The 14,528-nt window shown below is 61.5% G+C and carries 13 protein-coding genes and 1 tRNA gene; 8 read left to right on the forward strand and 6 right to left on the reverse strand.

Annotated elements, in window-relative coordinates:
* The first annotated feature begins 12 nt into the window (after positions 1 to 12).
* The 5 genes from HU752_RS28180 (at position 13) to ychF (ending at position 3,684) form a co-directional block, all read left to right on the forward strand.
* Positions 13 to 87: transfer RNA gene (locus HU752_RS28180), tRNA-Gln, on the forward strand.
* Positions 88 to 133: 46 nt separating this feature from the next.
* The gene (locus HU752_RS28185; protein WP_003171603.1) at positions 134 to 1,075 is read left to right on the forward strand and encodes a ribose-phosphate pyrophosphokinase; all 942 of its coding nucleotides are present in this window, start codon (positions 134 to 136) and stop codon (positions 1,073 to 1,075) included.
* A gap of 135 nt (positions 1,076 to 1,210) precedes the next feature.
* Positions 1,211 to 1,810 carry a 50S ribosomal protein L25/general stress protein Ctc gene (locus tag HU752_RS28190; protein WP_186678659.1) on the forward strand — a complete coding sequence of 200 codons (600 nt, stop codon included), beginning with the start codon at positions 1,211 to 1,213 and terminating at the stop codon, positions 1,808 to 1,810.
* A 165-nt stretch (positions 1,811 to 1,975) separates the two neighbouring features.
* Positions 1,976 to 2,560, forward strand: a complete 585-nt coding sequence (gene pth, locus HU752_RS28195; RefSeq protein WP_186678661.1) for an aminoacyl-tRNA hydrolase — start codon at positions 1,976 to 1,978, stop codon at positions 2,558 to 2,560.
* Between the two features lie 23 nt (positions 2,561 to 2,583).
* Positions 2,584 to 3,684, forward strand: coding sequence for a redox-regulated ATPase YchF (ychF, locus tag HU752_RS28200; RefSeq protein ID WP_186678664.1), 1,101 nt, complete (start codon positions 2,584 to 2,586; stop codon positions 3,682 to 3,684).
* A 153-nt stretch (positions 3,685 to 3,837) separates the two neighbouring features.
* Here ychF and HU752_RS28205 read toward each other — a convergent pair whose 3' ends face one another.
* Entirely contained in the window at positions 3,838 to 4,620 is a 783-nt protein-coding gene (locus HU752_RS28205) for an SDR family NAD(P)-dependent oxidoreductase (RefSeq protein WP_186678667.1), read from the reverse strand.
* A gap of 211 nt (positions 4,621 to 4,831) precedes the next feature.
* Between HU752_RS28205 and HU752_RS28210 the strand changes: the two genes are divergently transcribed.
* The gene (locus tag HU752_RS28210; protein ID WP_186678670.1) at positions 4,832 to 5,980 is read left to right on the forward strand and encodes an aldose epimerase family protein; all 1,149 of its coding nucleotides are present in this window, start codon (positions 4,832 to 4,834) and stop codon (positions 5,978 to 5,980) included.
* A gap of 80 nt (positions 5,981 to 6,060) precedes the next feature.
* Here the strand turns inward: HU752_RS28210 and araH are convergent, their stop codons facing one another.
* The 5 genes from araH to araD1 all read right to left on the reverse strand — a co-directional run bounded on the left by araH (position 6,061) and on the right by araD1 (position 11,749).
* Positions 6,061 to 7,029: an L-arabinose ABC transporter permease AraH gene (gene araH, locus HU752_RS28215; RefSeq protein ID WP_186678673.1), complete on the reverse strand. Its 969-nt coding sequence runs from the start codon at positions 7,027 to 7,029 to the stop codon at positions 6,061 to 6,063.
* A gap of 9 nt (positions 7,030 to 7,038) precedes the next feature.
* Complete coding sequence (araG, locus tag HU752_RS28220) at positions 7,039 to 8,583, reverse strand: L-arabinose ABC transporter ATP-binding protein AraG (protein WP_186678676.1); 1,545 nt, start codon at positions 8,581 to 8,583, stop codon at positions 7,039 to 7,041.
* 61 nt (positions 8,584 to 8,644) lie between these two features.
* Positions 8,645 to 9,649 (reverse strand): substrate-binding domain-containing protein, encoded by a 1,005-nt coding sequence (locus HU752_RS28225; RefSeq protein WP_017904359.1) that lies wholly within the window; start codon positions 9,647 to 9,649, stop codon positions 8,645 to 8,647.
* A 58-nt stretch (positions 9,650 to 9,707) separates the two neighbouring features.
* A complete protein-coding gene (locus HU752_RS28230) occupies positions 9,708 to 10,583 on the reverse strand; it encodes an SMP-30/gluconolactonase/LRE family protein (RefSeq protein WP_186678680.1) in 876 nt (291 codons plus the stop codon).
* A gap of 173 nt (positions 10,584 to 10,756) precedes the next feature.
* On the reverse strand, positions 10,757 to 11,749 hold the full coding sequence (gene araD1 / locus HU752_RS28235) for an AraD1 family protein (protein ID WP_186678682.1): 993 nt from the start codon (positions 11,747 to 11,749) through the stop codon (positions 10,757 to 10,759).
* Between the two features lie 193 nt (positions 11,750 to 11,942).
* Here araD1 and HU752_RS28240 point away from each other — a divergent pair, with 193 nt between their 5' ends.
* A complete protein-coding gene (locus tag HU752_RS28240) occupies positions 11,943 to 13,679 on the forward strand; it encodes an IlvD/Edd family dehydratase (protein ID WP_186678683.1) in 1,737 nt (578 codons plus the stop codon).
* A 110-nt stretch (positions 13,680 to 13,789) separates the two neighbouring features.
* Complete coding sequence (locus HU752_RS28245; protein WP_186678684.1) at positions 13,790 to 14,527, forward strand: FadR/GntR family transcriptional regulator; 738 nt, start codon at positions 13,790 to 13,792, stop codon at positions 14,525 to 14,527.
* Position 14,528 lies beyond the last annotated feature (1 nt).

The following is a 14,528-nucleotide window of genomic DNA, read 5'->3' on the forward strand; positions in this document are numbered from 1 at the left end:
AGCAACAGATACAGGGGCGTCGCCAAGCGGTAAGGCAGCAGGTTTTGATCCTGCCATGCGTTGGTTCGAATCCAGCCGCCCCTGCCATTTTCTAATACTCATCCAGGTTACCCTCAGCCTTCAGGTACTGCGCGTGTCCAAGATGATGGTCTTTACGGGGAATGCCAACCCCGATCTGGCTCGGCGTGTCGTACGTCAGCTGCATATCCCTCTCGGTGACATCTCTGTTGGAAAATTTTCCGACGGCGAAATTACTGCCGAGATCAATGAAAACGTCCGCGGTAAAGACGTCTTCATTATCCAGCCGACTTGCGCTCCGACCAACGATAACCTGATGGAACTCGTCGTGATGGCTGATGCCTTCCGCCGTTCCTCAGCCACCCGAATCACTGCGGTGATCCCTTACTTTGGTTACGCCCGTCAGGATCGCCGTCCGCGTTCCGCACGTGTGGCTATCAGCGCGAAAGTCGTGGCTGACATGCTCACCGTGGTAGGCATCGACCGTGTTCTCACGGTTGACCTGCACGCTGACCAGATCCAGGGTTTCTTCGATATTCCGGTAGATAACATCTACGGCTCCCCTGTCCTGGTGGATGACATCGAAGACCAGCGTTTCGAAAACCTGATGATCGTGTCTCCGGACATTGGTGGCGTCGTGCGTGCACGTGCTGTTGCCAAGTCGCTGGGCGTGGATCTGGGCATCATCGACAAGCGTCGTGAGAAGGCCAACCACTCCGAAGTGATGCACATCATCGGTGATGTCGAAGGCCGCACCTGCATTCTCGTCGACGACATGGTCGACACCGCCGGCACCCTGTGCCACGCGGCGAAAGCCCTCAAGGAACATGGCGCTGCCAAGGTCTTTGCCTACTGCACACACCCTGTGCTGTCGGGTCGGGCGATCGAGAACATTGAAAATTCCGTGCTGGACGAGCTGGTGGTGACCAACACCATCCCGCTGTCCGCCGCAGCACAAGCCTGTGCACGTATCCGCCAGCTGGATATCGCACCGGTAGTCGCCGAAGCGGTTCGCCGCATCAGCAACGAAGAATCGATCAGCGCGATGTTCCGCTAAGGGCCTGGCCCTGCCGAACAGCCGTTGACGTAAAGCGCCCCGCCCCAACACTCATGTTGGGGCGGGGCTTTTTTGCCCATACCGCTCACGTCGGTCGCAGACGTGATCCGGAGATGGCTATTTTGGAGATACAAAATGACTGATTTCATCCTGAACGCCGAAGCGCGCAACGACCTGGGGAAAGGTGCGAGCCGCCGCCTGCGTCGTCTCGCCAGCCAGGTTCCTGCCGTTGTCTACGGTGGCGACAAGGCTCCTGAGTCCATCACCATCCTGGCAAAAGAAATTGCCAAGCTGTTCGAAGACGAGGCTGCCTTCAGCCACGTGATCGAGCTGAACGTGGGTGGCTCCAAGCAGAACGTGATCGTTAAAGCTCTGCAGCGTCACCCTGCCAAGCAGTTCATCATGCACGCCGACTTCGTACGCGTTGTCGCTGGCAAGAAACTGACCGCTACCGTTCCTGTGCACTTCATCAACGAAGCTGCTCCAGTGAAGAAAGGCGGCGAGATCTCCCACGTCGTGAACGAGATCGAAGTTTCCTGCGAAGCCAAGGACCTGCCTGAATTCATCGAAGTCGACCTGGCCAACGCCGAAGTCGGTTCGATCATTCACCTGTCCGACCTCAAGGCGCCTAAAGGCGTTGAGTTCGTAGCTCTGGCACACGGTGACGACAAGGCAGTAGCCAACGTTCACGCTCCACGTGTTGCTCCAGAAGCTGAAGAAGGCGCTGCAGAGTAATTTCACTCTGACGCCGGAGTGATTGGAAACATCGCGGACTGGAACGTAGCGAGAAAGCGGGCGAGAATGCGGAGTTTACATCATGGTAAATGAGCACTTTTCGTCCACTTTCGCCGCAACCGCCAACGGCGTTGTTATCCACCATTCCATAGAAGGGCCCCTGTCGTGACTGCCATCAAACTGATCGTTGGCCTGGGTAATCCAGGCACCGAATACGAACAGACCCGGCATAACGCGGGGGCCCTTTTTGTTGAACGCATCGCTTCGGCACAAGGCATCAGCCTCGTGGCCGATCGCAAGTATTTCGGCCTGACCGGGCGCTTCAGTCACCAGGGTCAGGATGTTCGTCTGCTGATTCCCACCACCTACATGAACCGTAGTGGCCAGGCCGTTTCGGCACTGGCTGGATTCTTCCGCATCAAGCCTGAAGAAATCCTCGTGGCGCACGACGAACTCGACCTGCCACCCGGCGTTGCCAAGCTCAAGCAGGGCGGCGGGCATGGCGGGCACAACGGCCTGCGCGACATTATCGCGCAGCTCGGCAACCAGAATAACTTTCACCGCCTGCGGCTTGGCATTGGCCACCCGGGCGTTGCAAGCATGGTTTCAAATTTCGTCCTGGGTCGTGCGCCACGCGCCGAACAGGAAAAACTCGATGCCAGCATCGATTTTGCCCTCGGCGTGCTGCCGGATATCCTCGCCGGTGAATGGAACCGTGCGATGAAAAACCTGCACACCCAGAAGGCCTGACTCTTTACCCGAGGGGAAACACCATGGGATTCAACTGCGGTATCGTCGGCTTGCCCAACGTTGGCAAATCCACCCTGTTCAACGCACTGACCAAGTCCGGCATCGCGGCGGAAAACTTCCCCTTCTGCACCATCGAGCCGAACAGCGGCATCGTGCCGATGCCGGATTCACGCCTGGCGGCCCTGGCCGAGATCGTCAATCCCAAGCGTATCCTGCCAACCACCATGGAATTCGTCGATATCGCCGGCCTCGTAGCCGGTGCGTCGAAAGGCGAAGGCCTGGGCAACAAGTTCCTGGCCAACATCCGTGAAACCGATGCAATCGCCCACGTGGTCCGCTGCTTCGAAGACGAGAACGTGATTCACGTCGCCAACAGCGTCGACCCGAAACGCGATATCGAAATCATCGACCTGGAACTGATCTTCGCCGACCTGGAAAGCTGCGAGAAGCAGCTGCAGAAGGTCGCACGCAACGCCAAGGGCGGCGACAAGGACGCGGTGGTCCAGAAGGGCCTGCTGGAGCAGTTGATCGCCCACTTCACCGAAGGCAAGCCGGCGCGCAGCCTGATGAAGAACATGAGCACGGAAGAAAAGGCGGTGATCCGCGGCTTCCACCTGCTAACCACCAAGCCGGTGATGTACATCGCCAACGTCGCCGAGGACGGCTTCGAGAACAACCCGCTGCTGGACGTGGTCAAGGCCATCGCCGACGAAGAAGGCGCAGTGGTCGTACCGGTGTGCAACAAGATCGAAGCGGAAATCGCCGAACTGGAAGACGGTGAAGAGAAGGACATGTTCCTCGAAGCCCTGGGCCTCGAAGAGCCAGGCCTGAACCGCGTGATCCGCGCCGGTTACGAAATGCTCAATCTGCAGACCTACTTCACCGCCGGTGTCGAGGAAGTCCGCGCCTGGACCGTGCGTGTCGGCGCCACCGCCCCGCAAGCCGCCGGCGTGATCCACACCGACTTCGAAAAAGGCTTCATCCGCGCCGAAGTGATCGCCTACAACGACTTCATCCAGTACAAGGGTGAAGCAGGCACCAAGGAAGCCGGCAAATGGCGCCTGGAAGGCAAGGACTACATCGTCAAGGACGGTGACGTGATGCACTTCCGCTTCAACGTGTAAGGCGTGAGCACGGATCCATACGGATCTCGTTAGAAAAATCCCCGTGATCACTCGCTGACACGGGGATTTTTTCGTTTTGGGCAAGCGGGAAGTGTCAGCGGCAAACTGGCCGGGATAGTGCCTGCCGACGATACCGGCCCGGGACCTCCAACCCTACACCCAACCACCATCGACGATGAAGTTCTGCGCCGAGCACATTGACGAGACCTCGGAGGCCAGGAACAGCGCCATGTTCGCGATATGCACAGGCTCCACGCTACCTGGCAGGCATTGGCTACGCTTGATCAACTCCCTGGCGGCATCGTCCACCCACAGCGCGAGTTGCTTTTCGGTCATTACCCAGCCGGGCACCAGGGTATTGACCCGGATACCCCAGGGCCCCAGCTCCCGCGCCAGGGCGCGGGTCATGCCATGGGTCGCGGCCTTGCTGGCAGCGTAGACCGGGTACCCGCTGGAGGCCATCATCCAGCCGATGGAGCCCAGGTTGATGATCGCCCCCTCCCCCGCAGCCTTCATCATCGGCACCACCGCCCGGCTGGCGAAAAAAGCATGCTTCAGATTGACCGAAACCAGCTTATCGAAGGTTTCCGAATCCACTTCATCCAGGGTGTGGCGTACATCATTGGCGGCATTGTTCACCAGGACCGTCACCGGCCCCAGCGTTTGCGCAAAGCCCTGGATCGCCACCTTGTAGGCGATCTCATCAGTGATATCGCAGTGAGCGAACTCGACCCTGTGCCCCTCGGCCAGCAGTCGAGCCTCCAGCCGCTCGCCCTGGCTCTTGGCCATATCCACAAACGCAACCCTGGCCCCTTGCCGTGCAAAGGCGCAGACCATGGCCTCGCCAATTCCGGAAGCGCCGCCGGAGATCAGCACGGTCCTGTTTTTCAGGTCCGCATAGACAGCCTGCACGCCCACGCCGGTTTCATGACTCATATGACGGTTACTCCACGGTAGGCACTTGACCACAGGCAGCCGGACTCCGGGTGTGCCGGGCATCCTGGGCTCATCTCTCGCCTGTCGATTCAATTAGTCTTATTTTATATTGAAAAATCGGCAGTTAAGGCTATAAATCTACTGCTTGATCGACAAAATATCGCAAATTAGTAGAACTATTCAACTTAAAACAATAAATGGAGGTTCGACCATGTTGCACTCCCGACACTCGCTTTACGGCCTGGGGCTGTCCCTGGTGATTGCCAGCCAGGGCGTCCAGGCCACGGGCCTGTCCAGCGAGCACAAGGCCTTTGGCAAGACCCAGGATGGCACCGCCATCGAGCAGTATGTGCTGCGCAACAGCCACGGCCTGCAGGCCACGGTCATCACCTACGGCGGCACCCTGCAATCGTTGAAAGTGCCGGACAAGCACGGCAGGTTCGAAGACGTGGTACTGGGTTTCGATGATGTCCAGGGCTACCAGAGCGGCACCGCATTTTTCGGCGCCACCATCGGTCGCTACGGCAATCGCCTGGCCAACGGTGCGTTCGAACTGGACGGCAAGCGCTATCAGGTGCCGCTCAACGATGGCCCCAACGCACTGCACGGTGGAGCGCAGGGTTTTGACAAGCGGGTCTGGAAAGCACAGCCGGTGAGCAGCAAGGACTCGGTCGGCGTGAGGCTGAGCTACCTGTCCAAGGCCGGGGAAATGGGCTTTCCCGGCAACCTGAACGTCGAGGTCACCTACAGCCTCAACGACAACAACGAGCTTCGCATCGAGTACAAGGCGACCACCGACCAGCCCACGGTGCTGAACCTCACCAACCACAGCTATTTCAACCTCGCCGGCGCCGGCAACGGCGATGTGCTCAAGCAGCTCGCCACCTTGCACGCCAGCCATTACACGCCCGTCAACAGCACTCTGATTCCCACCGGTGAACTGGCCCCGGTGGCCGGCACGCCGATGGATTTTCGCCAGCCGACCGCGATCGGCCAGCACATCAGGGCCGATCACCCGCAACTCAAGTTCGCCGAGCCGAAACAGGGCGGTTTCGACTTCAACTGGGCCCTGGATGCCAAGGGTGACGTCAGCCGGATCGCCGCCGAGGTGCACGACCCGCAGTCCGGTCGTCGCCTGCAGCTCTACACCAGCGAGCCCGGGGTGCAGTTCTACACCAGCAACTTTCTCGACGGCTCGGTCAAGGGCAAGGCGGGCAAGGTCTATGGGCATTGGGGGGCGTTCACCCTGGAAACCCAGCACTACCCCGATTCGCCGAACCAGCCGGGCTTCCCGACCACGCGACTGGATCCGGGCCAGACCTATACCCAGAACACCATCCTGAAGTTCTCGGCCAACTGAAAACCTGCTGGAGCTGCCGGGCCTTGTCGAGGCTCTACAGCTCCAGCAGGTTGGGGATTACGATAGCTGGCGCCGAAGGGTCAGCGTTGCTTCAGGCGATCGATCACCACCGCCAACAGCAGGATGGAGCCTCGAATCACGTACTGGTAGAACGTGTCGATGTTTTTCAGGTTCATCGCGTTCTCGATGATCGCCAGAATCAGCACCCCGGCAATCACATGCCGGATCATGCCCACACCACCGCTTAACGACACCCCACCCAGCACGCAGGCGGAAATCACCGTCAACTCGAAACCCTGGCCGATCATCGGCTGGCCGGACGTCATGCGGGATGCCAGCACCACGCCGGCCAATGCCCCAATGACGCCGTGCACGGCGAAGATGACGATCTTGGTCCGATCGACGTTGACCCCGGCCAGCAGCGCCGCTTCCTGGTTACCGCCAATAGCCATGGTGTTGCGCCCGTAGGTGGTGTAGTTGAGCAACCAGCCAAAAAACAGGAAACAGCCGATGGTGATCAGGATCGGTACCGGTACGCCGAACAGCTGGCCATTGCCGTAGATGAAGAACTGATCCTGGGACACCCCCACCGCCTTGCCGTTGGCAAAGATGTAGGCCAGGCCGCGCACGATCTGCATGGTCGCCAGCGTGGTGATCAGGGCATTGACCCGCAGCTTGGCGATCACGATTCCATTGATCAACCCGACAATCAGCCCCATCAGCAATGCGGCGCAGATGCCCAGGAACACACTGTTGGTGTCGCGCATCACCACTGCGGCCACCACTCCGGCACAGGCGATCACCGAGCCCACCGACAGGTCGAAATGCCCGGACGCCAGGCAATACAGCATGGTGCACGCTGCGATGCCAGTGGTGGAAATCGCCAGCCCCAGGCCACGCATGTTCAATGGCGAGAGAAAGTTATCGATCAGCAGGGTGCAGAGCAGGAAGATCCCCACCGCCGCCAGCAGCATCGCCCAGTTATCCACAAGGCTGCGCACGTCCAGGGACTTGCGCGCTGCTGGCAACGTATTGTTTTGGCTTGTCATGGTCACCTCTCAATTCTCCAGGCCGGCGGCGCGTTGGCGCGGCAGGGCCAGTTGCAGCAGGTTGGATTCATCGGCCTGTTCACGGCTCTTTTCGCCACGCATCACGCCTTCGCAAAGCACCAGGATGCGGTCGGAAATGCCCATCACCTCCATCAGGTCGCTGGACACCACGATCACCGCGACCCCACTGGCGGCCAGGTCATGGATGATCTGGTAGATCTCGGCCTTCGCGCCGATATCGATGCCGCGTGTCGGCTCGTCCAGCAGCAGGACCTTCATCGGCATCGACAGCCAGCGACCCAGAATGGCCTTCTGCTGGTTGCCCCCCGACAGGTAGAGGATCTTCTGCGCAGGACCCGGGGTTTTAACTTTCAGTGCCTTGATCTGCTTTTCGGCATTGCCCTTTTCCCAACCGTCACGCAGCAGCCAGCCGAAGGTGGAATGGGCGCTGCGGGCACTGATGTTGATGTTCTCGGCAACGCTGGAGAGCGGCATGATGCCTTCCTTCTTGCGGTCCTCGGGGCACAGCAGGACACCGGCGGCGATGGCATCGCGCGGCGAACGCAGTTGCAGCGGCTCGTCGCACAGTTGCAGATTCCCGGCAGTGATCCGCTCGAGGCCGCCCAGCAGGCGCAGCAATTCGGTACGCCCCGCGCCCACCAGGCCGAACAGGCCAAGGATCTCGCCCTTGTGCGCCGCGAAACTGACCGGCTCACGCAAGCCCGGCCCCAACAGGCCGTCGACCTTGAGTGCCACCGCCCCCCGTGGACGAGGGCGGTAATCGTAGATGTCCTGGATGTCGCGCCCCACCATGCAGGTGACCAACTGATCATGGGTCAGCGTGCTCATGTCCTCGAAGGTACGCACGTAGCGTCCGTCCTTGAACACGGTCACCGCATTGCAGATCCGGAACACCTCCTCCATGCGGTGAGACACGTAGAGCACCACCTTGCCCTCGTCCCGCAGCCGCTCGATGATCGCCATCAGGCGCTCGATTTCCCGGGCCGACAGGCTGCTGGTGGGTTCGTCGAAGGCAATCACCTGTGCACCACGGGACAGGGCCTTGGCGATTTCCACCAGCTGCCGCTGCCCCAGGGACAGGCGGCCCACCTTCTGCTGGGGATCGATCTCGTCGGCCAGCCCCTTGAGACATGCCAGTGCATGCTCGCGCAACTCACGGTGATTGATCACACCGTAACGGGCCGGCAAATGTCCGAGGAACAGGTTCTCCGCCACGGTCATTTCCGGCACCAGGTGCAATTCCTGGTGGATGACGGCCACGCCGCTGGCAATGCTGTCGGCCGCGCACTTGAAGGCCATCGCCTGCTCGCCGATCTGCAAATGGCCACTGCTGGGGCTGTAGGCGCCGCCGAGGATCTTGAGCAGGGTCGACTTGCCCGCACCGTTTTCCCCCATCAGGGCATGGACCTGTCCTGGGTGGGCAGTGAAACTGATACCGTCCAGCGCCTTGACCCCGGGGAAGGTCTTGCCGATCCCGTTGAAACACAAACTGGCGCCGACACTGTGCTGCTGTCTGTTCAATTGCGCGTGCATAACCACCTCATCACACCGACCAGCAAGCCCTGTCGCCAGGGCCACCGAGCAAAGTCGACCGTCACTTCCAAAGACCGATCTTTTCCAGTTCCTGCTTGAAGTTGTCACGCGTGATCAGCGTGACCTCATCCATCGCGGTGTACTTCGGCGGCTCCTTGCCGGTGGTGATCCAGTCGAACATCATGCTCGCGGTGTTGTAGCCCTCAAGGTGCGGGCTGGGCAGCATCGAGCCGAAAAAGCCGCTGCTGGGCTTCTTCAGTTCGCCGATGGCGTCGGTGCCATTGATGCCGACACCGATGACGTTGGCCGCGGCGAAACCGGCGCTTTCAGTGGCGCGCACACCGCCCAGCACGGTGTTGTCGTTCATGCCGCCGATGATCAGGTTTTTCGCCGAACCCGGCAGCTTCACCAGCGCCGAGCTGGTGGAGTCCATGCTGCCCGGCACGTCGAGGGTCTTGAGCGGGGTGAAGAGGATGTGGTCTTTCGGCAGGCCGGCGGCCTCCAGGGATTTCACCGAACCGTCGGTGCGCTTCTTGCCGGTGTCGAGCTCGTTGTAGGTGTTGATCACCGCGTAGGTATCTTTCCAGTCCCAGCCGCGCTTCTTCGCCTCGGCGGCCATCGCGGCCCCCTGCTTCTGGCCGACTTCGAACGCGGCCATGCCCAGGTAGGGGACGTCCTCCATGAACTTGCCGCTGGCGTCGACAAAACGGTCATCCACGGCGATCACTTTCAGATCATTGGCCTTGGCCTTCGCCACGATCGCCGGCCCCAGGGACACGTCCGGCGGGCAGATCACGAAGCCCTTGGCACCGTTGGCGGCCAGGCTGTCGATGGCCGAGAGGGTTTTCTCCCCGTCCGGCACGGCGATCTTGATCAGGGTAAAGCCCTTGTCCTTGCTGGCTTTCTCGGCGAAAGCCCATTCGGTCTGGAACCAGGGCTCCTCCGCCTGCTTGACCAGGAAGCCGATCTTCACCGGCTCGGCGGCCTGCAGCAGGCTGCTCAAGCCAAAGGCCGATACCGCCAGAGCGGCGCAACACAGGGAACGGATACCGCGATGACGATTCATAAGGTGACTCCTTGTTTTTGTTGTGAGTACTGAACCGGTGCAACTTGATGCCTGAAAACTATCCTGCGAATCGATGACAGCGTGTGCCTGGGACATCCACCTCGATGGCCAGGACCGCACCGTCCAGCGGGTGATTGAACCGGCTGGCAGCGCTGGTGACATACAAGGTACGAAGCTGCGGGCCACCGAACACGCAACTGGTGGGCCGGCTGACGGGCAGTTCGATCACCCGGTCGATTTCGCCATTGGGCGCCAGCCGGAGGAGGCAGCCACCGTCCCAGCGGGCGTTCCAGAGGTAGCCCTCGGTGTCCATCGCCGAACCGTCCGGCACACCACGCGGGTGTGGTCCGAACCACTCCCGTGGCGCTTCGAGCTGCCCGTCGCGAGCGATCGAATAGCGATACAACGTGCCAGCGAGACTGTCGCCAAAATACAGCTGCGTCCCGTCCTCGTTCCAAAGCAGGGTATTGGGAATGCCCAGGTCACGTGCCAGCGGCGTTACCCGCGCATCGGCATCGATCCGGAACAGGCCGCCACTGCGCTGTCGAACGGGAAGCTCCTCACCCTGCTCGCCGATGTTGTTCTGCATGGTGCCGAGCCAGAGTCGGCCCCGGGCATCGCAGCGGGCCTCGTTGGCCCGGTTGCCCGCTTGCGGATCGGCGACGCACAGCAGCGTCAGGCTCGGCGCCTGTGGCTCGCTGTCGAGGTCCAGCCGATATACGCCGCTGCTCAAGGTCACCAGCGCATCACCGCGTTCACAGGGGATGAACGCCGACACCGGCTCCGGCAATTGCCAGGCCTGCAGGCCCGAGCCCGTCAGGCGCAGCGCCTGCCGGCCAGCGATATCGGCCCAATACAGGGCCTGCCCGGGCACATCCCAGAACGGCCCTTCGCCCAGTTGCGCACGGTGTTCAGTCACAGCGATCCACGACATGAGGCCTCCTGGCTGACTATTGTTTTCAGATGCCGCTGAGGTTGCCGGCCCTGACACAAGGACATTGGCGGGATGCGATCCCTGTAGGAGCCGGGCTTGCCCGCGAAGGGGCCCTCAAGATCGCCAATAGGCTTCGCGGACAAGCCCGGCTCCTACGGTCATGTGCATATTCCCTAAAGCACCCCTATGGCTCCGGGCACCAGCACCGCGTCAACGACGCCGATACCATTGATCAATGGCGCACCGAACTCCGCCTGGCTGATCTCGAACACATCACCCGGTTGCGTACGCACGCCCTCGGCGAAAGACAGGGTCGCGGTGCCGAAGAAGTGAATGTGCACATCCCCAGGACGCAGGAACTGACTGTACTTGAAATGGTGGTACTCAAGATTTTCCAGGCTGTGGCACATATTGGCCTCGCCACTGAGGAACTCGCTCTGCCACACCACCTCGCCCCGACGCAGAATCCGGCTGCTGCCCGCCAGGTGGCGGGGCAACTCGCCGACCCGCAGTTCAGGGCCGTAACTGCAGTTGCGCAACTTGGAGTGGGCGAGGTACAGGTAGTTCTTGCGCTCCATCACGTGATCGGAAAATTCGTTGCCTATGGCAAAACCCAGGCGATAGGGCTTGCCATCATGGCCGATGACATACAGGCCGCCGATTTCCGGTTCTTCACCGGCGTCCTCGGCGAAGGGCGGTAACGCAAAGGCCTGGCCCGGGCGCACGACGATGCTGCCGTCGCCCTTGTAGAACCACTCCGGCTGCACGCCAGCCTGACCTGAGACGGGCTTGCCGCCTTCCACGCCCCATTTGAAGATCCGCAGGCTGTCGGTCATCGCGCTGTCGTCGCCGGCATGCTGGTGCATCTTGTCCCGCGCAGCCGCACTGCCCAGGTGGGTCAGGCCGGTGCCGCTGACCAGCATATGCGCCGGGTCCGGGTGATCCAGCGGTGGCAACACTCTCAGCTCGGCCAGCAATGCCGCGTAGTCGTGGCTGATACCCAGCCCGAGACGCTCCACCTGCCGCTGCAGATCGGTACCGGCCTCGATGGCGGCCAGTGCCAGTTCACGCACCGTGCGTGCCGACCGTACCTCGCGCACCTGGCCATCCTCGACCACTCCCACCCGACGCTCGCCATTGCTCAATTCGAACTGAACCAAACGCATGAAGCTTCTCCTGATTGCCGATCACAAGCACGAGTGGTACCGCGGACACCGGCACCAGATCGCAGAGCCCTACCTCAGTTGAAATCGACTATATAGTATTACTATTTACTCAACAACACTTCCAAACACGAGATTTTGCGCTTACCTTAACCGCCAGGAAGAACAATATAGTCTTACAATAAGAGAGCTGATCATGTCTGATAAAAAACTCGACCTGCGCTCCGCCCACTGGTTCGGTACCGCTGACAAGAACGGCTTCATGTACCGCAGCTGGATGAAGAACCAGGGCATCGCCGACCATCAGTTCCATGGCAAGCCCATCATCGGGATCTGCAACACCTGGTCGGAGCTGACCCCGTGCAACGCGCACTTCCGCCAGATCGCCGAGCATGTCAAACGCGGGGTGATCGAGGCCGGCGGCTTTCCCGTGGAGTTCCCGGTGTTCTCCAACGGCGAATCGAACCTGCGCCCGACCGCCATGCTCACCCGCAACCTGGCCAGCATGGATGTCGAGGAGGCCATTCGCGGCAACCCGATCGACGGCGTGGTCCTGCTCACCGGTTGCGACAAGACCACCCCGGCGCTGCTGATGGGCGCTGCCAGTTGCGACGTGCCAGCCATCGTCGTCACCGGCGGACCGATGCTCAACGGCAAGCACAAGGGCCAGGACATCGGCTCGGGGACCGTGGTCTGGCAACTGAGCGAACAGGTCAAGGCGGGCACCATCAGTCTCGATGACTTCCTCGCGGCCGAGGGGGGCATGTCGCGTTCGGCAGGTACCTGCAACACCATGGGCACCGCCTCGACGATGGCGTGCATGGCCGAGGCCCTGGGCACCTCCCTCCCTCACAACGCGGCGATTCCGGCGGTCGATGCACGGCGTTATGTGTTGGCGCACATGTCCGGCATGCGCGCGGTGGAGATGGTCCGCGAAGGCTTGAAACTGTCGAAGATCCTCACCCGGGAGGCCTTCGAAAACGCCATCCGCGTCAATGCCGCCATCGGTGGTTCGACCAACGCGGTGATTCACTTGAAAGCCATCGCCGGGCGCATCGGCGTCGAGCTGGAGCTCGATGACTGGACCCGCATCGGCCGGGGCATGCCGACCATCGTCGACCTGCAACCGTCCGGGCGCTTCCTGATGGAAGAGTTCTACTATGCCGGTGGCCTGCCGGCGGTGCTGCGCCGTCTCGGCGAAGCCAACCTGATTCCCCATCCCGATGCCCTGACCGTGAACGGCAAGTCGATTGGCGAAAACACCCGGGAAGCACCGATCTATGGCCAGGACGAAGTGATCCGCCCGCTTTCCAACCCGTTGCGCGCCGACGGCGGCATCTGTGTCCTGCGTGGCAACCTGGCCCCTCTCGGGGCCGTGCTCAAGCCTTCGGCCGCGACCCCCGAGCTGATGCAACATCGCGGCCGGGCGGTGGTGTTCGAGAACTTCGACCAGTACAAGGCGCGGATCAATGACCCGGAACTGGACGTCGACGCCAGCTCGATCCTGGTGATGAAGAACTGCGGTCCCAAGGGTTACCCCGGCATGGCGGAGGTAGGCAACATGGGGCTTCCGGCCAAGCTGCTGGCGCAGGGGGTCACCGACATGGTGCGGATCTCCGACGCGCGCATGAGCGGCACGGCGTACGGCACGGTGGTGCTGCATGTCGCACCGGAGGCGGCCGCCGGCGGTCCCCTGGCCTGCGTACAGGAAGGCGACTGGATCGAGCTCGATTGCGCCAACGGACGCCTGCACCTGGATATTCCAGAGGCTGAACTGGCGGCCCGGCTGGCAGACCTGCAAGCGCCGCGGCAGCCGATCCTGGGCGGCTATCGCCAGTTGTACATCGACCATGTGCTGCAGGCGGACCAGGGCTGCGACTTCGATTTCCTGGTGGGTTGCCGTGGCGCCGAGATCCCGCGTCACTCCCACTGATCGTCATGACGTAGCGTCGCCACCGACCGGTTCGGCCGCAGGAGCGCCTGAGCCGGCCGGTGGGAGCGATGTTATGATGCAACCCTCCTCATCAGAGCAACGTCCCGGTTATGGATCAGCAGTCCTCTAAGCCCCGCAAGAACACTCCGCGCAAGAGCATGCACAACCGAATCGTGCAGGAACTGGGCATGCAGATTGTCTCCGGACGCTTCAAGCCTGAAGAGCGCCTGCCCATGGAAGCGACGCTGTGCGAGGAGTACCAGGTCAGTCGCTCGGTGTTGCGTGAGGCTACCCGGGTACTGAGCGCCAAGGGCCTGGTGTACTCCAAGCCACGGGTCGGTGCGGTTGTGCGCCCGCGCCTGAAATGGCACCTGCTCGATCCGGACGTGTTGACCTGGCTGATGCAGTCGACGCCCCACAGCGAGTTTTTCAACACCCTGGCGGGCGTACGGCGAATTCTCGAACCGGAAATCGCCGCCATGGCCGCCACCACGGCGACCGACGAAGACATCGCGGTCATCGAAAAGGCCTACCTGGCCATGGAGAAGGCCCAGACCCACGAACAGCTGCTGCAGGCGGACCTGGACTTTCATCGGGCGATCGCCGACGCCACCCGCAACGACCTGCTCGCCTACATGTGCAATATGCTGTCGTTGCCACTGCGTGAATCTATCAGCATCACCAACCGCCGGCCGGATATCCAGGGCCTCAGCCTGCCCCGGCACAAGGCGATCCTGACCGCCATCCAGAATCGCGATGCCCTCGGGGCCCGGCATGCCTCTCTGGTGCAACTCGACGATACCCGGGTCGCCCTGGATACCGTGATGAACATCCTCACCCCGCTATAGC

Origin of the sequence: Pseudomonas vanderleydeniana (assembly GCF_014268755.2) — a bacterium.
Taxonomy (GTDB): domain Bacteria; phylum Pseudomonadota; class Gammaproteobacteria; order Pseudomonadales; family Pseudomonadaceae; genus Aquipseudomonas; species Aquipseudomonas vanderleydeniana.